This window comes from Streptomyces sp. NPDC028308 (genome assembly GCF_055565855.1).
Window position 1 is genome coordinate 1 of sequence record NZ_JBVHTO010000009.1, and the last position, 17983, is coordinate 17983.

At 71.3% G+C, this 17983-nt stretch carries 17 protein-coding genes; 14 read left to right on the plus strand and 3 right to left on the minus strand.

Features of this window, described 5'->3' with window-relative positions:
• Positions 1-122 precede the first annotated feature (122 nt).
• The 9 genes from ACZ4VA_RS21005 to ACZ4VA_RS21045 all read left to right on the plus strand — a co-directional run bounded on the left by ACZ4VA_RS21005 (position 123) and on the right by ACZ4VA_RS21045 (position 8008).
• Positions 123-767 carry an HAD family hydrolase gene (locus tag ACZ4VA_RS21005; protein ID WP_355780185.1) on the plus strand — a complete coding sequence of 215 codons (645 nt, stop codon included), beginning with the start codon at positions 123-125 and terminating at the stop codon, positions 765-767.
• A 168-nt stretch (positions 768-935) separates the two neighbouring features.
• Complete coding sequence (locus ACZ4VA_RS21010; RefSeq protein ID WP_355780188.1) at positions 936-1631, plus strand: VC0807 family protein; 696 nt, start codon at positions 936-938, stop codon at positions 1629-1631.
• Between the two features lie 60 nt (positions 1632-1691).
• On the plus strand, positions 1692-2930 hold the full coding sequence (locus ACZ4VA_RS21015) for an MFS transporter (RefSeq protein ID WP_468082362.1): 1239 nt from the start codon (positions 1692-1694) through the stop codon (positions 2928-2930).
• The gene (locus ACZ4VA_RS21020; RefSeq protein WP_355780179.1) at positions 2881-4053 is read left to right on the plus strand and encodes an acetoin utilization protein AcuC; all 1173 of its coding nucleotides are present in this window, start codon (positions 2881-2883) and stop codon (positions 4051-4053) included. Before ACZ4VA_RS21015 ends, ACZ4VA_RS21020 begins: the two co-directional genes overlap by 50 nt.
• Positions 4054-4163: 110 nt before the next feature.
• On the plus strand, positions 4164-4979 hold the full coding sequence (locus ACZ4VA_RS21025; protein WP_355780176.1) for a phosphatase: 816 nt from the start codon (positions 4164-4166) through the stop codon (positions 4977-4979).
• Between the two features lie 129 nt (positions 4980-5108).
• Positions 5109-5321 carry a helix-turn-helix domain-containing protein gene (locus tag ACZ4VA_RS21030; protein ID WP_004984898.1) on the plus strand — a complete coding sequence of 71 codons (213 nt, stop codon included), beginning with the start codon at positions 5109-5111 and terminating at the stop codon, positions 5319-5321.
• Between the two features lie 160 nt (positions 5322-5481).
• The gene (locus ACZ4VA_RS21035) at positions 5482-5580 is read left to right on the plus strand and encodes a 30S ribosomal protein bS22 (protein WP_003948845.1); all 99 of its coding nucleotides are present in this window, start codon (positions 5482-5484) and stop codon (positions 5578-5580) included.
• 302 nt (positions 5581-5882) lie between these two features.
• Positions 5883-6944 (plus strand): NAD-dependent epimerase/dehydratase family protein, encoded by a 1062-nt coding sequence (locus ACZ4VA_RS21040; RefSeq protein WP_355780174.1) that lies wholly within the window; start codon positions 5883-5885, stop codon positions 6942-6944.
• A gap of 14 nt (positions 6945-6958) precedes the next feature.
• Positions 6959-8008: a lysophospholipid acyltransferase family protein gene (locus ACZ4VA_RS21045; RefSeq protein WP_355780171.1), complete on the plus strand. Its 1050-nt coding sequence runs from the start codon at positions 6959-6961 to the stop codon at positions 8006-8008.
• 115 nt (positions 8009-8123) lie between these two features.
• Here ACZ4VA_RS21045 and ACZ4VA_RS21050 read toward each other — a convergent pair whose 3' ends face one another.
• From ACZ4VA_RS21050 to ACZ4VA_RS21060, 3 genes are all read right to left on the minus strand, one after another.
• Positions 8124-9347: a DUF5667 domain-containing protein gene (locus tag ACZ4VA_RS21050; protein ID WP_468082363.1), complete on the minus strand. Its 1224-nt coding sequence runs from the start codon at positions 9345-9347 to the stop codon at positions 8124-8126.
• 256 nt (positions 9348-9603) lie between these two features.
• Positions 9604-10377 carry an ECF subfamily RNA polymerase sigma factor, BldN family gene (locus tag ACZ4VA_RS21055; protein ID WP_121405342.1) on the minus strand — a complete coding sequence of 258 codons (774 nt, stop codon included), beginning with the start codon at positions 10375-10377 and terminating at the stop codon, positions 9604-9606.
• 507 nt (positions 10378-10884) lie between these two features.
• Positions 10885-11835, minus strand: a complete 951-nt coding sequence (locus ACZ4VA_RS21060; RefSeq protein WP_389392674.1) for an HAD family hydrolase — start codon at positions 11833-11835, stop codon at positions 10885-10887.
• 184 nt (positions 11836-12019) lie between these two features.
• Here ACZ4VA_RS21060 and ACZ4VA_RS21065 point away from each other — a divergent pair, with 184 nt between their 5' ends.
• The 5 genes from ACZ4VA_RS21065 to ACZ4VA_RS21085 all read left to right on the plus strand — a co-directional run bounded on the left by ACZ4VA_RS21065 (position 12020) and on the right by ACZ4VA_RS21085 (position 17880).
• The gene (locus ACZ4VA_RS21065; protein ID WP_356175578.1) at positions 12020-12331 is read left to right on the plus strand and encodes a glutaredoxin family protein; all 312 of its coding nucleotides are present in this window, start codon (positions 12020-12022) and stop codon (positions 12329-12331) included.
• A 344-nt stretch (positions 12332-12675) separates the two neighbouring features.
• Positions 12676-13425: a redox-sensing transcriptional repressor Rex gene (locus ACZ4VA_RS21070; protein ID WP_355780159.1), complete on the plus strand. Its 750-nt coding sequence runs from the start codon at positions 12676-12678 to the stop codon at positions 13423-13425.
• A complete protein-coding gene (locus tag ACZ4VA_RS21075) occupies positions 13422-15128 on the plus strand; it encodes a glutamyl-tRNA reductase (protein ID WP_355780156.1) in 1707 nt (568 codons plus the stop codon). Before ACZ4VA_RS21070 ends, ACZ4VA_RS21075 begins: the two co-directional genes overlap by 4 nt.
• Positions 15125-16138 (plus strand): hydroxymethylbilane synthase, encoded by a 1014-nt coding sequence (gene hemC, locus ACZ4VA_RS21080; protein ID WP_355780153.1) that lies wholly within the window; start codon positions 15125-15127, stop codon positions 16136-16138. The genes ACZ4VA_RS21075 and hemC overlap by 4 nt, the downstream gene beginning before the upstream one ends.
• On the plus strand, positions 16135-17880 hold the full coding sequence (locus tag ACZ4VA_RS21085) for a bifunctional uroporphyrinogen-III C-methyltransferase/uroporphyrinogen-III synthase (protein ID WP_356175574.1): 1746 nt from the start codon (positions 16135-16137) through the stop codon (positions 17878-17880). The genes hemC and ACZ4VA_RS21085 overlap by 4 nt, the downstream gene beginning before the upstream one ends.
• The last annotated feature ends 103 nt before the right edge of the window (positions 17881-17983 follow it).

The window sequence follows — 17983 nt, forward strand, 5'->3', positions numbered from 1 at the left end:
TACTGCAGGGGGGACCCTGTGGGAGAGTAGGACGCCGCCGAACAAATTTTGAAAGAGAACCCCCGTACCGGGGATACCGGTACGGGGGTTTTCTGTTTTCCGGGGTCGTTTATGGTCGAGATATGCGCTACGACCTGGTCATCTTCGACAACGACGGCGTCCTCGTGGACAGCGAGCCGATCTCCAACACGCTCCTGGCCGCGTACCTCACCGAACTCGGGCACCCCACCTCGTACGAGGACTCCCTGCGCGACTACATGGGGGCCGCCATGCACCGCGTGCACGACACGGTGCTGGAGCGGACCGGACAGCGCCTTCCGGCGGACTTCGACGACGTCTTCCACGCGCGCGTCTTCGCGGCCTTCGAGCGGGAGCTCCAGCCCGTCGCCGGGGCGGTGCAGGTGCTGGAGAAGCTCGCCGCGGACGGAGTGCCGTACTGCGTGGCCTCCTCCGGGAGCCACGAGCGGATCCGGGTGGGACATCGGAAGACCGGGCTCGACCGGTGGTTCGACGACGGGCGGATCTTCAGTTCGCAGGACGTGGGACGCGGTAAGCCGGCGCCCGACCTGTTCCTGTACGCGGCCGAGCGCATGGGCGTACCGGCAGAGCGGTGTGCCGTCGTGGAGGACAGCCCGCTCGGGGTGCGGGCGGCGAACGCGGCCGGCATGGACGTGTACGGGTTCACCGCGATGACGCCGGGCGACCGGCTGACCGGGGCCACCGAACTCTTCGCTGACATGGGGGAGTTGGCCGACCTGCTCGCGTGACGGTGGCCATCCGGCGGCACTGACATTTGTCATCCCCGGGTCCGGACGATCGTTCCTACTGCCACCCCGGGTCCGGGCGCGAAGCTGTGTACGTCGAGCACGGGACGTACACAGCGACCACGGAAGGACCCGACCATGAGCCTCACGGCCACCGCGACCCGCACCGAAATGCCCGCCGCCGCAAGGGACTCGGCACAGGGGCGGGGGTCCGTCCGGCGCGGCTTCATGCCGCTGGTCGTGGACGTGGCGGTGCCCCTCGCGTCGTTCTACCTCCTCAAGGACGGGTTCGGGTTCGGGACGGTGGCCGCGCTCGGCTGGAGCAGCGTGCTGCCGGCTGTGCGGACCGTGTGGAGCGCCGTGCGGGACCGCAGGCTCAACGGGCTCGCGGCGCTGATCCTGGTGGTCAACGTCGCCGGGCTGGTGCTCGGTTCGGTCGCCGGTGACCCGCGGCTGATGCTGGCCAAGGACAGCGCGGTCAGCAGTGTCGTCGGCATCGGCGTCCTGGTCTCGGTGCTGCTGGGCAGGCCGATGATGACGGCGGCCATGGCGCCGTTCCTCATCAAGGGCGACGCGGCCAGGGGCGCCGCCTGGCAGCGGCTGCTCGGTGGGTCGGAGCGGTTCCGCCGGGCGGAGCGGACCTTCTCCGTCGTATGGGGTGTGGTGCTGCTCGGTGAGTGCGTGGTCCGGGTCGTGGGCGCCTACACGCTCCCGGTCGACACGATGGTCTGGCTCGGTACGGTCGTCATGATCGGCTCCATGGCGCTGGCGTTCCTCCTCAGTGGCGCCCTCGCGGTCGTCCCGATGAAGATGATGCTGAGGGAGGAGCTCGGCGGCGGCTGCGGCAGCCGGTCCGCGGAGAGCTGAGCGAAATTCATCTTCTGCTTGATCTACCCACGGGTAGGCCGGGGCCCTACGCTCGCCGCCATGACAGATGTGCTGCGGCGCGGCAGGGCCTCGTTGGCGTTCAGCTTCTTCGCCCAGGGCGTCGCCTTCGCGCTGCTGGTGACGCGCATCCCGGCGATCCAGGACCGGTACGGGATATCCGACGCCCTGCTGCCGGCGTTCCTCGCCGCCGTGCCAATCCTGGCCGGCGTCGGCAGCGTCTGTACCGAGCAGATGGTCAAGCGGGTGCCCCCGAGCCGGGTGCTGAGGTGGTCGCAGCCCGTCGTGCTGCTGGCTCTGCTCGGCGTCGGAGCCGGCGACCACGTGGCCGAAGTGGCGGTCGCGCTCGGGGCGTTCGGGCTGGCGGTCGGCGCGCTGGACGCGTCGATGAACATGCTCGGCGTGAGCCTGCAGCGCACGTACGGGCGCAGCATCATGCTCGGCTTCCATGCCGCGTACAGCCTGGGCGGGATCGTCGGTGCCTCGCTCGCGTGGGCGGGCGCGCACTGGCATCTGTCGCTCTTCGTGTCGTATCTGCCGGTGGTGGCGGTGCTGCTGCCGGCGGCCTTGGCCGGCAGCCGGTGGTACGTCGACGCCGCCGGGGGGAAGGGGGCGTCGGAGGCCGTGGCCGGCGGTGGGAGCGAGGGCCAGGCGGAGGCCGGGCCCGTCGTCTTCAAGCTGCTGCTGCCGCTGTGCCTGGTGATGACCTTCGCCTACATCGGGGACTCGACGGTCTCCAACTGGAGCGCGAAGTACCTGCAGGACGTGCTGGGCAGTTCGGAGCAGATGGCGACCGTCCCGTACAACGTCTACATGGTCACCACGCTGCTGGGGCGGGCGATCGGGGACTTCGGGGTGCGGCGGTTCGGGGCCGTGGCCGTCGTCCGGCTCGGGGCGGTGGTGGCGGCGCTGGGGTTCGCGGTCGTGGCCCTCGCGCCGGGCCCGTGGGTGGGGATGCTGGGGTTCACGCTGCTGGGGGTCGGCCTGTGCGTGATCGTGCCGCAGACCTTCGCGGCGGCGGGGCGGCTGTTCCCGGGGGCGTCGGACACGGCGGTCGCGCGGCTCAACATCTTCAACTACGTCGGCTTCCTGATCGGCTCGCCGTTGGTGGGGGCGCTCGGGGACGCCTGGAGCTACCGGGGCGCCATGCTCGTACCGATGGTGCTGGTCCTGCTGACGCTGAGGTATGCCAGGTCGTTCAGCGCTGAACCGGACCGATACGGTGACGGGCATGAGCGGCCGCACACAGCTGATGTGGGACGAGGCAGTAACGGGCTATGACTTCGGTCCGGACCACCCGATGGACCCGGTCCGGCTGGCGCTGACCCGGTCCCTGGTCGGTGCCTTCGGGCTCGACCGGGAGGTCGAGGTGGTCGCGGCGAAGCCGGCCGGGGGGTCGACCCTGCGGCTCGTCCACCGGGAGGACTACGTCGAGGCGGTCAGGGCGGCCTCCGTGGACCCCGGCGCGGCCGACGCGTCGTACGGGCTGGGCACGATGGACGATCCCGCGTTCGCCGGGATGCACGAGGTGTCGGCGCTGATCGCGGGGCAGTCCGTGGGGGCGGCCGAGGCGGTCTGGCGCGGGGACGCGCTGCACGCGGTGAACTTCGCGGGCGGGCTGCACCACGCGATGCCGGGCGGCGCCTCGGGTTTCTGCATCTACAACGACGCGTCGCTGGCGATCGCGCGGCTGCTGGAGCTCGGTGCCGAGCGGGTCGCCTATGTGGATGTGGACGTGCACCACGGCGACGGGGTGCAGGCGGCGTTCTGGGAGGATCCGCGGGTCCTGACGATCTCGCTGCACGAGCATCCGCGGACGCTGTTCCCACAGACGGGGTGGCCGGAGGAGACCGGGGCGGACCGCGCGGAGGGTTCCGCGGTGAACGTGGCGCTGCCCGCGGGGACCGGGGACGCGGGGTGGCTGCGGGCCTTCCACTCGGTGGTGCCGGAGCTGATCGCGGACTTCCGGCCGCAGGTGCTCGTCACCCAGCACGGGGCCGACACCCACTTCGAGGATCCGCTGGCCCATCTCGCGGTGTCGCTCGACGCGCAGCGGGCGGTGCAGGTCGCCTGTCACGACCTGGCGCACGAGTACGCCGACGGTCGGTGGGTCGCGCTCGGGGGCGGGGGATACGCGGTGGTCGAGGTGGTGCCGCGGTCGTGGACGCATCTGGTCGGGATCGCGGCGGGGCGGCCGGTGGAGCCGGGGACGGTGATTCCCGAGAGCTGGCGGCAGGAAGTCTTCGCGCGGACACGGCAGTTGGCGCCCATGCGGATGACCGACGGGCGGTGGCCGGTGTCCTGGCGGAGCTGGGACGAGGGGTACGACCCCGCGGACCGGCTGGACCAGGCGGTGCTGGCGACGCGCCGGGCGGTGTTCCCGCTGCGCGGGCTGCTCGCGTAGGTACGGCGGGGTCGGGGCGCCGGCCGGACCGGGTGGGCCATTACGCCAACTGTGGGGCGTTTTCGGGGTTTTCGGGGTGCCGTGGGTCCCGATGCGTCAGCATCGCTGGCGTGTTGAGCACCGGAGCAATGCGTGCGCATCTGCTGGCGGCCCGGCTGGCCGGGACCGTGGCCACCTCGCGTGAGGAGAGTCTGCGCAGCTACCGGCTCTTCGCGGCCCGAGACCCCCGGGTCATGCTCGGGCTGGACCCCGAATGGAACTGGGGCCAGCGGGAGTTGATCGAGCTGATGGCCGACAAGTGCGGGGTTTCGGCCGACCCCGGTCACACTTCAGGGCATGATGTGATCGACCCGGAGCGCACTCTGATCGCTCTGCACGCCTTCGCGGAACGGCTCGGGAGGGCCGCCAGGAGCGGGGCACCGGTGCTTTTCGGCACCGGACACCCGCACCGGCTCATCGGTTTCTACGCCGCTCTGGCGGACGCCCTGTCGGCGGCTGGATGTGAAGTCCTCACCCCGGCGCAGGGTAGCTCTGTCGACATAACGACCCGGTTCGGCCTACGCACGCACAACCTGGACTACGTACGGGGAGTCGCGCTGGTGCGGGAACCCGGACCGCAGGCCCCCGGGCGTACGACCGGCGCACACACGCACTCACCGCTCCCCGTCCGCACCGCGCTGGCGGCCGCCGCGGAGGCCGGCGGGCCGCTCCCGGAGCTGGTCGTCGGAGACCACGGATGGGTCTGCGGAGCAGGTCAGCTGGGGTTCGAGGCCATCGGGCTGGCCGATACGGACGATCCCGCGCTCTTCGTGGGTGAGGCCGAGGGGCGGGTGTCCGTGGTCGTTCCACTTGATGACGCTGTGCGGTCTGATTACTACCGACCGCTTACTCGCTATGTACTCAATCGAGCGTGTCTGTCACAGTAGGCCGCCGATGGCAGCTCCTCTTCCCCACTCGCATCACCCGCCCCTACTCTGGGGAGTGAGCACGCAACGACGAAGTGTCACCGGAAGGGGAAGCCGGTGGCCGTCGAGTGCGGAAGGTTCAGGTGTGTCATGGCTGCAGCTGGCGAGAGGCCTCTGAACGAGGTTCAGTTCCTGACCGTGGCGGAAGTCGCCTCGGTGATGCGAGTGTCGAAGATGACCGTGTACCGCTTGGTGCACAGCGGTCATCTGCCGGCGATCCGGGTGGGGAGGTCCTTCCGGGTGCCGGAGCAAGCGGTTCACGAGTACCTCCGCGAGAGCTACGTGGGGGTGGAGACCGCCTGACGGCGTTCCGCGGGTCCCCCGGAGGCCCTCGTGGTCCCTCCGGGGAACCCCGGTCCCCCTCGATTACGACCTCAGCGCTCGGACGGGTAGGCTAGCCCCTCGTAGGTCGTGTGGGCCCCGGCGCCCAGCACCGAGTGAAGAGAAGTGAGCGAGGGTAGTCGTGGGCTCTGTTATCAAGAAGCGGCGCAAGCGGATGGCCAAGAAGAAGCACCGCAAGCTGCTCAAGCGCACTCGCGTTCAGCGTCGCAACAAGAAGTAAGGCCGTCCCCCGCATCCGCGGGGACCGTCCTTACGGTTGCGCGAACGCTGCAACAGCGCGCTCTGTGGCCCTCCACCGTCAGGTGGGGGGCCACAGTCATGTCCGGCCGCCGGGCCCGCTGGACGTATGTCTGTGCGGCAAATGGCTGGGTCTGGTCGTACGTCCGGGGCTGTCGTCACGTCGAGCAGCGGGCGGTCATCACAGCGCAACAACAACCCGCTAAGTTGGCCGCACACGGGGAACCCGGCAGGGTACGGGCAGCGGTACGTGGTGCGGGACGAGGCGGAAGGAAGGCGCTGATCTTGGGGAAGGTCGTGCTCGTGACCGGAGCGGCCCGTCAGCTGGGGGGCCGGTTCGTACGACGGATCCAGCGGGACCCGGAAGTGGAGCGGGTGATCGCGGTGGACGCGGTCCCGCCCGAGCACCACCTGGGGGGTGCCGACTTCGTCCAGGCGGACATACGGCAGCCCGCCATCGCGCGGGTGCTCGCGGAGCACTCCGTCGACACGGTCGTCCACATGGATGTGACCGGCACCCCGCTGGGCAGCGGCAGCCGGACGTCCCAGAAGGAGACCAACGTCATCGGCACCATGCAGCTGCTCGGTGCCTGCCAGAAGTCCCCCACGGTCAAGCGCCTCGCCGTGAAGTCCAGTACGAACGTGTACGGGTCCGCGCCCCGCGATCCGGCCGTGTTCACCGAGACGACCACGCCCAAGTCGCTGCCCAGCGGCGGCTTCGCCAAGGACACGGTCGAGGTCGAGGGGTACGTGCGGGGCTTCGCGCGCCGCCGGCCGGACGTCGCCGTGTGCGTGCTGCGGTTCGCCAACATCCTGGGCCCCAGCGCCGACTCGCCGCTCGCCTCGTACTTCTCGCTGCCCGTGCTGCCCACGGTGCTCGGCTACGACCCGCGGCTGCAGTTCGTGCACGAGGACGACGTGATCGAGGTGCTGCGCCTGGCCTCGCACGAGCCCGAGCGCGGGACGCTCAACAGCGGCACGTTCAACATCGCCGGGGACGGGGTGCTGTTGCTCTCGCAGTGCGCGCGGCGCCTGGGCAGGCCCACGGTCCCGCTGCTGATGCCCGCGGTCAGCTGGGTCGGGACGGCGGTGCGTACGCTGGGCATGACCGACTTCTCGCCGGAGCAGCTGCGGTTGCTCACGCACGGAAGGGTCGTGGCGACGAACCAGATGCGCGAGACGCTCGGTTACCAGCCGAAGTACACGACGGCGGAGACCTTCGCGGACTTCGTCCGAAGCCGGGGGCCCGGACTCCTGCCTCCGGAGGCCCTCGCGGGGGCCGTCGACCGGATCGCCGCGCTGCCCGTGCTGGGCGGCGGCACATCCCCGACGCAGAGCGCCAACTGAGGAGCGCATCAACGATGGCGGACGCCAAGGTCATTCCGTTCGACGACGACCGCTCGCGCGGCGGCGCTGTGCAGCGCCCGCCCCGGCGCCGGGGCGCGGGGAGCCGGCTCAAGGGCGAGCCCGCGGCGGTACGTGAGGTCCAGCCCCTGCCGGGCCCGTCGCCGGCGCGGGATGATGTTCCTGTGACGCGAGAGAGCCCGGAGACGCCCGAGCAGGGCCGGGCCGGTGGTCTGGAGCGGCGGATCGCCGGCGGCCTGGCCTTCCTGCGCCGCCGGCTGACCGGTGACTACGAGGTCGACGACTTCGGCTACGACGCCGAACTCACCGACCAGGTCCTGATGTCGCTCATCCGGCCGGTGTACGAGAAGTACTTCCGCGTCGAGGTGAAGGGCATCGAGAACATCCCGTCCGAGGGCGGGGCGCTGATCGTCGCCAACCACTCGGGGACGCTGCCGCTGGACGGCCTGATGATGCAGGTCGCGGTGCACGACAACCACCCGGCGGGCCGTCATCTGCGGCTGCTCGCGGCGGACCTGGTGTTCATGCTGCCGGTGGTCAACGAGCTGGCCCGCAAGGCCGGTCACACCCTGGCCTGCGCCGAGGACGCCGAACGGCTGCTGGAGCGCGGCGAACTGGTCGGTGTGATGCCCGAGGGCTTCAAGGGCATCGGCAAGCCGTTCGGCGAGCGCTACAAGCTCCAGCGCTTCGGCCGGGGCGGCTTCGTCTCCACGGCGCTGCGGCAGGGCACCCCGATCATCCCGTGCTCGATCGTCGGGGCGGAGGAGATCTACCCGATGATCGGCAACGCCAAGACGCTGGCGCGGGTGCTGGGAATCCCGTACTTCCCGATCACGCCCACGTTCCCGTGGCTGGGGCCGCTCGGGGCGGTTCCGCTGCCGACGAAGTGGACGATCCAGTTCGGCGAGCCGATCCGTACGGACGGCTATCCGCCGGAGGCGGCCGAGGACCCGATGCTCATGTTCAACCTGACGGACCAGGTCAGGGAGCAGATCCAGCACACGCTCTACAAGCTGCTGGTGCAGCGGCGGTCGGTCTTCTTCTGAGGTGTTCTTCTGAGGCGTGTACGTCCGCGGCGCCGACTCCGGTCCGGGCGCGCGTGGCGGACACGGGAACGGGGCGCCCCCCTTCGCAGGGAGGCGCCCCGTTCCCGTACGCGCGTTACCTGGTGTCCTCGGCGTCGATGCCCAGTCCCGGGAGGAGTCCCGGGAGGAGCGGTGGCAGCGTGACGTCCGGTTCGGCGGTCGGGCTGGTCCGGCCGGCCGAGGGGGACGAACTGGTGTCGTCCTCGGGCGGGTCGAGCAGTCCGCCCGTGTTCCCCCCGAGCAGGCCGTCGTCGTCGCTGTCCGAGGTGGACGGCTTCGGCCTGCCGCTGCCGGAGTGCCGGCTGTCGGAGGAACCGCCGGTGGCGCTGGGCTCCGGACGGTCCGTTTGCGAGGAGTCCGTGGAGGCCGAGCCGGAGCCCTGCCTGCCGCCGCCCTCCTTCGCGGGGGGCTGCGGGAGCAGCGCGCGCAGCGGGTCGACTTCCTCGTCTATGGCGTCGAAGACCGACGTCACCTGGTCACTGACGTCGCCGAGCTGCACGGGCAGCCGGTCCCGCAGCGCGCCCCAGGCCTCACGGTGCGACTGGGAGAAGGCGGACAGGGCCTGGATGGGGGCCAGTGAGCCGTCCCGCTCGTACGCCTCGTGCAGCAGGCGGTGGCCTTCGGAGGCGTCGTGCTGCATACCGGAGAGCGCGCGGCGGATCTCGCTGAGCGACTCGTGGTCGAGCGGGCCCGAGCGGTCCCGCTCCATCAGCCGGCGTGCTTCGTTCAGCCTCGTCGAGGCGTGGTCGAGGTAGATCTGTCCGCGGTCGCTGGCGCCGTCGGCCAGCCCCAGCTTGATGTCCTCCATGCCGCGCTTGAGCCCGTAGAGCGAGTCTCCGGGCAGGGCGTCGGAGCTGGCGGCGGCGACACCGCCGAACGCTCCGGCGGCCACTCCGACGGTGAGCCCGCCCGCGGCCAGTCCTTTGGACAGCCGGGACCGCGGTCGCAGCTTCCCGAGGCCGGTCGCCCGGTGGGCGCCCCGGCGGTGGGAGCGCTGCTCGGGTACGGAAGAATCCCTCGCTTCGCCCAGCGGAGCCGTGCCGTCCAGCAGCATGGCCTCCATCGCGGCCACGAGCTGAGCCCGCTGGACGACCTTGACCTCAGGGTCCAGTACTGGTTTGGGCAGCTCGCCGAGACCCGTGGCGAGGGCCAGCATGAGGCCCTGCTCGGTCTGTTCCGCAGCAGCCGGGGGCGGTGCCGATCCATCTGGCTGCTCGGCCGCCGTGCCCCGGTCGGACTGCTCCTCCAGGGCCTGGGCGAAGGCGTTCGCCCGCCGGTGCGCCGATACGTTCGCGATCACTGGCGGCACCTCCTCTCGTCATGACGGTCGACTCCCCAGGGGGTCCTGAGGGTTGCACGCCCTGAGCGCACTCACACGATCGGGTGATCGGTGGTGGCCAGGGTGTGACCACAGGGAGCCTGTATCCCGCACAACGAGCGTCGCGGCACTTGGGTTACGGACGACGGATGATCGGACCGCGAAGTCAAAGGACTCTTACGGACAGTGAGTTGATCGTCGCTGAGCGTGTGGGATCGCAATGTGATCTTTTGCGGGGTCAGCGCGCGTCGTCGGGGAGGAGCCGGGCGAGGGTGCGCACGGCCCGGTACTGGAGGGTCTTGATGGCGCCCTCGTTCTTGCCCATCACCCGGGCGGTCTCGGCGACCGAGAGCCCCTGGAGGAAGCGCAGCGTGACGCACTCCTGCTGCTGGGGGTTCAGGCGCCGCACGGCGTCCAGCAGTGCCGCGTTGGACAGCGACTCCAGGACGGAGTCCTCGGGGCTGCGCTCGACCTCGTTCGCGTCGAGCATCTCGCCGGTCGTGACCTCCAGCCGGAAGCGGCTGGACTTGAAGTGGTCGGCGACCAGGTTACGGGCGATGGTCACCAGCCAGGCGCCGAAGTCGCGGCCCTGCCAGGTGAACGTGCCGATGCGGCGCAGCGCCCGCAGAAAGGTCTCGCTGGTGAGGTCCTCCGCCGTCGCCTTGCCCCCGACGCGGTAGTAGATGTAGCGGTACACGGTGTCGCTGTACTGGTCGTAGAGGCGTCCGAAGGCGTCGGCCTCGCCGGCCTGGGCCCGCTCGACGAGATCCATCATCCGGGCGCTGTCACTGTCCGCGGCCGGGCGGCGCGCGGTGGGCGTGGCGGCCGAGCGGCCTCGTCTGCCGACCGCCGCGCTGCCGTCGGCCAGTGCGTAGCACGGACCGACGGGTGCGGCGGAGACAGCGAGGGCGGGGACGGCGTACGCGGTGGGGACGAAGCCGCGCAGGCGGTCGAGGACCGTTGCGCGCAGCGTAGCCAGGCCCGAGGCGTCAACCCCGACGTGTGGGTACACGGGACTCCCAGAGGCAGAGCTTCCATCACGTGCAGTACCGGACCGTTCACCCGTCGTAGCGACTGGTGGTGTCCGTCATGCGTTTGAGGAGAATAACGCTTCGTACAGGCAGCGCTACACCCAGTTGCTCAAATCATCGATTACGTCGTTTCCGTAACCGATCAGCGCCTCATCGAGTGCCGTTCGGTGACCGATTGTTGATCGAACCGGTTCGACTTCCGTCTGGGTGCGGGGCGGGTTGTGCTCGTCTGCGTACGTCGGGACTGGCGGGGGCGTTGCGGGGTAGAACAGCAGGATTGCCCTCTGTCGCCCTGCCCGGAACCCGTGTTCGCGCGCACTTCTGTACGGGAGCGTCAACGCGGTGCCTACTCGCCGGGCACGGCGAAGTCCCGTACGGCGACGGGTGGAAGAGGTCCGGCGGACGGCAGGCGGAGACTCGGTGCCGGACCGTCCGGGGACGGGCGCACCGTGCGGAGCGTGCAGAGGGGAAGGACGGCGGCGGAGCCGTTACCGGCGGCGCCGGCTGATGGCGATCGCCGCGACCGTGCCGCCCGCGACCGCGCCGACCCCGGCCGCCGCCGGGATGCCGACCTTGGCGGCCTTGCGTGCCGTGCGGTAGTCCCGGAGCCGCCAGTCCGAGGACCGGGCGTGCTTGCGGAGCTTGGCGTCGGGGTTGATCGCGTAGGGGTGGCCCACCAGGGACAGCATGGGGATGTCGTTGTGGGAGTCGCTGTAGGCGGCGCAGCGCGAGAGGTCCAGGCCCTCCGCGGTGGCCAGCGCGCGGACCGCCTCCGCCTTCGCCGGGCCGTGCAGCGGCTCACCGACCAGCTTGCCGGTGTAGACGCCGTCGACGGACTCCGCGACCGTGCCGAGCGCGCCGGTCAGCCCGAGCCGGCGGGCGATCACGGTGGCGATCTCCACGGGCGCCGCGGTGACCAGCCACACCTTCTGGCCCGCGTCCAGGTGCGCCTGCGCCAGCGCGCGCGTGCCCGGCCAGATCCGCTCCGCCATGTACTCGTCGTAGATCTCCTCGCCGATCGACATCAGTTCGGCGACGCGGTGGCCCTTGACGATGGAGAGCGCCGAGTCGCGGGCGTCCTGCATGTGCTCGGGGTCCTCGACGCCCGCCAGCCGGAACCACGCCTGCTGCCAGGCGAACCGGGCGAGGTCGCGGGTCTCGAAGAACCTGCGCTTGTAGAGCCCGCGGCCGAAGTGGAAGAGCGCGGCGCCCTGCATCACCGTGTTGTCGAGGTCGAAGAACGCGGCGGCCTTGACGTCGCCGAGCACCGGGAACTCCGGTTCCTGCACGGCGAGGTCGGGGGCCTCGTGCGCGAGGTCCGCGTGGTCCTCCAGCTCCTGGGAGGTCTTGCGCGCTGCCTCCGCCGAGGCCTCGCCTGCCAACACGCTCCGCGCCGTGGCGGAGCGCCTACGGGGAGTGAGCCATCCGAGAGCGGCCATGTCGTGAGCATAGCCAGTCTGTTCGGTGCTTCCGGAGTCGAGAGGATGCCGGGCTGTGAACTCTCCGCGACCGTGTCGTTAAAGCCGCGATCCGACCGGCGCGGCGCGGACGCGTCCGCGCGGGTCTCTGAGTTATGGGCCCCCGGGCCCAGGGGAGCGGCGTCCGGGCCCGCTCGGGGCGAGAATGGCCGACATGAGTCCCATGTTCCGGCGCAGTGACCGCCGTAAGGAGAAGACGGGCATGAAGAAGGAGCCGCGGGAGCGGTTGGTCACACTCGTCAGGAAGCCCGGATGCCATCTGTGTGATGACGCACAGGCGGTCGTCGAGAAGGTCTGCGCGGAGCTCGGCGTCCCGTGGGAGGGCAAGGACATCACGCAGGACGAGGAGCTGAACCGTCAGTACTGGGAGCAGATCCCGGTGGTGCTGGTGGACGGCGCGCAGCACACGTTCTGGAGGGTCGACGAGGAGCGGCTGCGCAGGGCCCTGACCGCGTGAGCGTGGGCCCCGATCCCTTGGGGCGCACGGGACAGCGGGTCCGAACCGTGACTGACTGAGTAGTCCAAGTGGTCCGGAAAGTCGCTTAGGATCGAGGGCGGTTCAGATCTCGGGGGCGGGATGCGTAAGGAGTGTGTACGGTTTTGCCCCCATCCAGGAGAGAACGAAGGCCCGTGCGCGCGGGTTCCATACGCGTGCGCCGGGGCCGCGTGACCCCGGTCACGTTGGCCGGGCAAATCGGACACCATCTTTGTGCACGCGTTCACAAAGACATAGCCTGCATTCGACGGGGCGGTCCAGGAACGTGTGACCGCCTGCAGCCCCGCTCTACCCGCAGGAGCACCGTGGCAACTGGCCGAACTCACCGACCGGCGACCCGCAGCCGAGGGATTCCCGAGGCCACCGTCGCCCGCCTTCCGCTGTACCTCCGAGCCCTCACCGCACTGTCGGAGCGCTCGGTGCCCACGGTCTCCTCCGAGGAGCTCGCGGCCGCGGCGGGGGTCAACTCCGCGAAGCTGCGCAAGGACTTCTCCTACCTCGGCTCCTACGGGACCCGCGGTGTGGGGTACGACGTCGAGTATCTCGTGTACCAGATCTCCCGCGAGCTGGGCCTGACCCAGGACTGGCCGGTTGTGATCGTCGGTATCGGAAACCTCGGCGCCGCGCTCGCCAACTACGGCGGCTTCGCCTCCCGCGGATTCCGCGTCGCCGCGCTGATAGACGCCGATCCCGCGATGGCCGGCAAGCCCGTCGCCGGCATCCCCGTCCAGCACACGGACGACCTGGAGAAGATCATCGACGAGAACGGTGTCTCGATCGGTGTCATCGCCACGCCCGCCGGCGCGGCCCAGCAGGTCTGCGAGCGGCTCGTCGCCGCCGGCGTCACCTCCATCCTGAACTTCGCGCCGACCGTCCTGTCCGTCCCGGACGGCGTCGACGTGCGCAAGGTCGACCTCTCCATCGAGCTGCAGATCCTCGCCTTCCACGAGCAGCGCAAGGCCGGCGAGGAGGCCGCGGCCGAGGCCGTCGCAGCGGCCTCGACGGAGACCGAGAAGGGACCGGACGGGGATGTCCCCGCCGTGATGCCGGCATGAGTCTTCTCGTCGTCGGCCTGAGCCACCGCAGCGCTCCGGTCAGCGTCCTGGAGCGGGCCACGCTGTCCGCGGACACGCAGGTCAAGCTCCTCCACGACACGCTGGCCGCGGAGCCGGCCACCGAGGCCGCGGTGCTCGCCACCTGCAACCGCATCGAGCTGTACGCCGACGTGGACAAGTTCCACGCGGGCGTCGCCGAGCTGTCCACCCTGCTCGCCCGGCACAGCGGGGTCGGGCTCGACGAGCTCACCCCCTATCTCTACGTGCACTACGAGGATCGGGCCGTCCACCACCTCTTCTCCGTGGCCTGCGGCCTGGACTCGATGGTGGTCGGCGAGGGCCAGATCCTCGGCCAGATCAAGGACTCCCTCGCCACCGCGCAGGAGCTGCACACCGCGGGCCGGCTGCTGAACGACCTGTTCCAGCAGGCCCTGCGGGTCGGCAAGCGCGCCCACTCCGAGACCGGCATCGACCGCGCCGGCCAGTCCCTGGTCACCTTCGGCCTGGAACAGCTGTCGTCCGGCGCCGCCGTCGACAGCTGGGCCAAGGGCAAGCGGGCGCTGGTGATCGGCGCCGGCTCCATGTCCTCGCTGGCCGCGGCGACGCTGGCGCGCGCCGGGGTCGCCGAGATCGTCGTCGCCAACCGCACGCCGGAACGGGCCGAGCGCCTCGCGCAGATCCTCGCGCAGGGCGACGACACGGACGTGCTCGCCCGCGCGGTACCGATGGACTCGGTGCCGGTCGAGCTGACACGTGCCGACATCGCCGTCTCCTGCACCGGAGCGACCGGACTCGTCCTGTCGGCGGACACCGTCGCCACCGCCGTCGAGGGACGCACGGGCGCACGCGCGGAGATACGGCAGAGCGCCCCGGCGGCCACGGCGGGCCCCCTCGCCGCCACGAACGTGGGCGCCGAGGAGAACTGTCCGCTCGACCTGTCCGCCGTACAGGGCGCCACCGGCTTCTCCGTCATGGGGGAGGCCGCGGTGGCCGGCCTGGACGCGGCCGCGCTGGAACAGCACGCGGCCTGGGTGGACAACGCCCCCGGCGAGCGCCGCGACAACCGCCGTACGCCCGAGGCCGACGCCGAGCTGATCACCGCGCTGGCGGCCACCGCCGCCGCCATCGGCCGGGTGCCCGAGCGGCGCAGGCCCGAGCCCGTCGCCGAGGCCCCGCGGCCCGCGCCCGTGCTCGCCCTCCTCGACCTCGCGATGCCCCGCGACATCGACGCCGCCGTGCACCGGCTGCTCGGCGTGCGGCTCGTCGACATCGAGTCGCTGGCCGAGGCGTCCGCGGACGCGCCGATGGCCGCCGACGTGGACCAGGTGCGGCGGATCGTGTCCGACGAGGTGGCCGCCTTCGGCGCCGCCCAGCGGGCCGCCCACATCACCCCCACCGTCGTGGCCCTGCGCACCATGGCCGCCGACGTCGTCGCAGGCGAGATCGCGCGACTGGACGGCCGGCTGCCCGACCTCGACGACCGGCAGCGCGGGGAGATCACCCAGACCGTCCGGCGGGTGGTCGACAAACTCCTGCACGCGCCGACCGTACGGGTCAAGCAGCTGGCCGCCGAACCCGGCGGCGCCGGGTACGCGGACGCGCTGCGCACCCTGTTCGACCTGGACCAGGAGACGGTCGCCTCCGTCTCCCGGGCCGTCAATGACATCAGCACCGAGAACGCCGAGAACCGAGGGCGAGCATGAGTGAGCCGCGTGAGCCGAAGGGGCCGGCTGCTGGGTCCCACGGGCGGGCAGACGAGACAGGGCCGCTGAGGCTCGGAACCAGGCGCAGCAAGCTGGCCATGGCCCAGTCCGGCCAGGTGGCGGACGCCGTGAGCCGGGTGACCGGACGGGCCGTGGAGCTCGTCGAGATCACCACGTACGGGGACACCTCCCGCGAGCACCTGGCGCAGATCGGCGGCACGGGAGTCTTCGTGACCGCGCTGCGCGAGGCGCTGCTGCGCGGTGAGGTCGACTTCGCCGTGCACTCGCTGAAGGACCTGCCGACCGCCCAGCCCGACGACCTCGCGCTGGCCGCCGTGCCGGTGCGCGAGGACCCGCGCGACGTCCTCGTCGCCCGCGACGGGCTGACCTTCGCCGAGCTGCCCGACGGCTCGCGGGTCGGCACCGGTTCGCCGCGCCGCATGGCGCAGCTGAACGCGTACGCGCGCAGCCACGGGATGTCGATCGAGACGGTCGCCATCCGGGGCAACATCGACACGCGCGTCGGCTTCGTGCACAAGGGCGAGCTCGACGCGGTCGTCCTGGCCGCCGCCGGACTCAGCCGCATCGGCCGCACCGACGAGGTGACCGAGTTCCTGTCGGTCGACACGGTTTTGCCCGCCCCCGGCCAGGGGGCCCTCGCGATCGAGTGTGCCGCGGACAACGCGGACCTCGTCGCGGCGCTCGGAGAGCTCGACGACCCGTTCACCCGGGCCGCCGTGACCGCCGAGCGATCCCTGCTCGCCGCCCTGGAGGCCGGCTGCAGCGCACCCGTGGGTGCGCTCGCCGACCTTCTGGCCGACGGGCAGACTGTCAAGGAGATGCGCCTGCGCGGCGTCGTCGGCACGACCGACGGCTCCTCGCTGGTGCAGCTGTCCACCACCGGTCCCGTGCCCGAGACACATGACCAAGCAATGGAGCTCGGCCGTGAACTCGCCGCCGAGATGCTTGCCAAGGGCGCGGCCGGTCTGATGGGGGAGCGAGCACTTTGAGCCCCACCAACCTTTCCGCCGGCCTCGGCCACGGGCACGTCACCTTCCTCGGTGCCGGACCCGGGGATCCGGGACTGCTGACACTGCGCGCCGTAGAGGCGCTGGCGAACGCGGACGTACTCGTCGCCGAGCACGACGTGCTCGACGTGGTGCGCGCGCACGCCAGGCAGGGCGTCGCCGTGCTGGACACGGACGCCGCTTCCGGGGCGCCCCCGGGGACGGCCGTGGCCGCCTCCGTCGGTGCGTCCGCCGAGGCCCGTCCGGGCTCAGGCACGCCTCGGCTGGCGGTAGTTGACGGCTCGTCAACGACCGCTGGAGGTCCCTCTTCGAGGGATGCGGCCAATCTTGTCATGGAGGCCGCACGGGGCGGCAAGCGGGTCGTGCGTGCGGTGTCCGGGGACCCCGGACTCGACGCGTACGCCGCCGAGGAGATGCTGGCCTGTGCCGCGGCGGGCGTGCCCTTCGAGGTCGTGCCCGGTGTCGCCGCCGCCGTCGGCGTGCCCGCGTACGCCGGTGTCCCGCTGCGGGACGCGCAGGGCGCGGACGTGCGGTTCGTCGACGCCCGTACCGCCTCGGACCGCTGCTGGACCGAGGTCGGCGTGTCCGACGGCACCCTCGTGGTGTCGGCGACGCTGGACACGGTGGGCGCGGCCGCGAGCGAGCTGGTCGGCGCGGGGCGCAAGCCCGATACGCCGATGAGCGTGACGATCGCCGGTACGACGACCCGCCAGCGGACCTGGTCCGCGACGCTCGGGACGATCGCGCAGACGCTGAAGCAGGCGAAGGTGCTGCCGTCGCCGGACGGTGGGCGCCCGGTGATAGCCGTGGTCGGCGAGCGTTCCGCTGCCGCCCAGCGCGACCAGTTGTCGTGGTTCGAGTCCAAGCCGCTGTTCGGCTGGAAGGTGCTCGTGCCGCGGACGAAGGAGCAGGCGGCTTCGCTCTCCGACCAGCTGCGGTCGTACGGCGCCGTGCCGCACGAGGTCCCGACGATCGCCGTCGAACCGCCGCGCACGCCCCAGCAGATGGAGCGCGCGGTCAAGGGCCTGGTGACCGGACGGTACGAGTGGATCGCCTTCACCTCGGTGAACGCGGTGCGCGCCGTGCGCGAGAAGTTCGAGGAGTACGGGCTCGACGCCCGCGCCTTCGCCGGGATCAAGGTCGCGGCGGTGGGCGAGCAGACCGCGAAGGCGCTGATCGCGTTCGGTGTGAAGCCGGACCTGGTGCCGAGCGGTGAGCAGTCCGCGGCCGGCCTCCTGGAGGACTGGCCGCCGTACGACCCGGTCTTCGACCCGATCGACCGGGTGTTCCTGCCGCGTGCCGACATCGCCACCGAGACGCTGGTCGCGGGGCTGATCGAGCTGGGCTGGGAGGTCGACGACGTCACGGCCTACCGGACCGTGCGGGCGTCGCCGCCGCCGGCGGACACGCGTGAGGCGATCAAGGGCGGTGGCTTCGACGCGGTGCTGTTCACCTCGTCGTCCACGGTCCGGAACCTGGTCGGCATCGCAGGCAAGCCGCACAACGTCACCGTGATCGCGTGCATCGGTCCGGCCACCGCGAAGACCGCGGAGGAGCACGGGCTGCGGGTCGACGTGATGGCTCCGGAGCCCTCGGTGCTCAAGCTGGCGGAGGCGCTGGCGGACTTCGGTCTGCGGCGCCGGGCCGCCGCGCTGGACGCCGGTGACCCGGTGACCCGGCCGAGCGAGCGCCGGCCCGGGTCGCGGAGGCGGCGCACCACCTAGTCGGCGCGGTGCTCCACGTAGGAGTGGAAGGGGCGGAGGGGCGCGGTTCGGCCCCTCCGCCCCTTCTCGTTCCGTCGCCGGGGCCGCGCCCCGGACCCCCTTC

What these genes read in the sequence shown, in the direction of transcription:
- ACZ4VA_RS21005 (WP_355780185.1), top strand. Translation starts at nt 123, where the DNA reads ATGCGCTACGACCTGGTCATCTTCGACAACGACGGCGTCCTCGTGGAC.
- ACZ4VA_RS21010 (WP_355780188.1), top strand. Translation starts at nt 936, where the DNA reads ATGCCCGCCGCCGCAAGGGACTCGGCACAGGGGCGGGGGTCCGTCCGG.
- ACZ4VA_RS21015 (WP_468082362.1), top strand. Translation starts at nt 1,692, where the DNA reads ATGACAGATGTGCTGCGGCGCGGCAGGGCCTCGTTGGCGTTCAGCTTC.
- ACZ4VA_RS21020 (WP_355780179.1), top strand. Translation starts at nt 2,881, where the DNA reads ATGAGCGGCCGCACACAGCTGATGTGGGACGAGGCAGTAACGGGCTAT.
- ACZ4VA_RS21030 (WP_004984898.1), top strand. Translation starts at nt 5,109, where the DNA reads ATGGCTGCAGCTGGCGAGAGGCCTCTGAACGAGGTTCAGTTCCTGACC.
- ACZ4VA_RS21045 (WP_355780171.1), top strand. Translation starts at nt 6,959, where the DNA reads ATGGCGGACGCCAAGGTCATTCCGTTCGACGACGACCGCTCGCGCGGC.
- ACZ4VA_RS21060 (WP_389392674.1), bottom strand. Translation starts at nt 11,835, where the DNA reads ATGGCCGCTCTCGGATGGCTCACTCCCCGTAGGCGCTCCGCCACGGCG.
- ACZ4VA_RS21065 (WP_356175578.1), top strand. Translation starts at nt 12,020, where the DNA reads ATGGCCGACATGAGTCCCATGTTCCGGCGCAGTGACCGCCGTAAGGAG.
- ACZ4VA_RS21075 (WP_355780156.1), top strand. Translation starts at nt 13,422, where the DNA reads ATGAGTCTTCTCGTCGTCGGCCTGAGCCACCGCAGCGCTCCGGTCAGC.
- hemC (WP_355780153.1), top strand. Translation starts at nt 15,125, where the DNA reads ATGAGTGAGCCGCGTGAGCCGAAGGGGCCGGCTGCTGGGTCCCACGGG.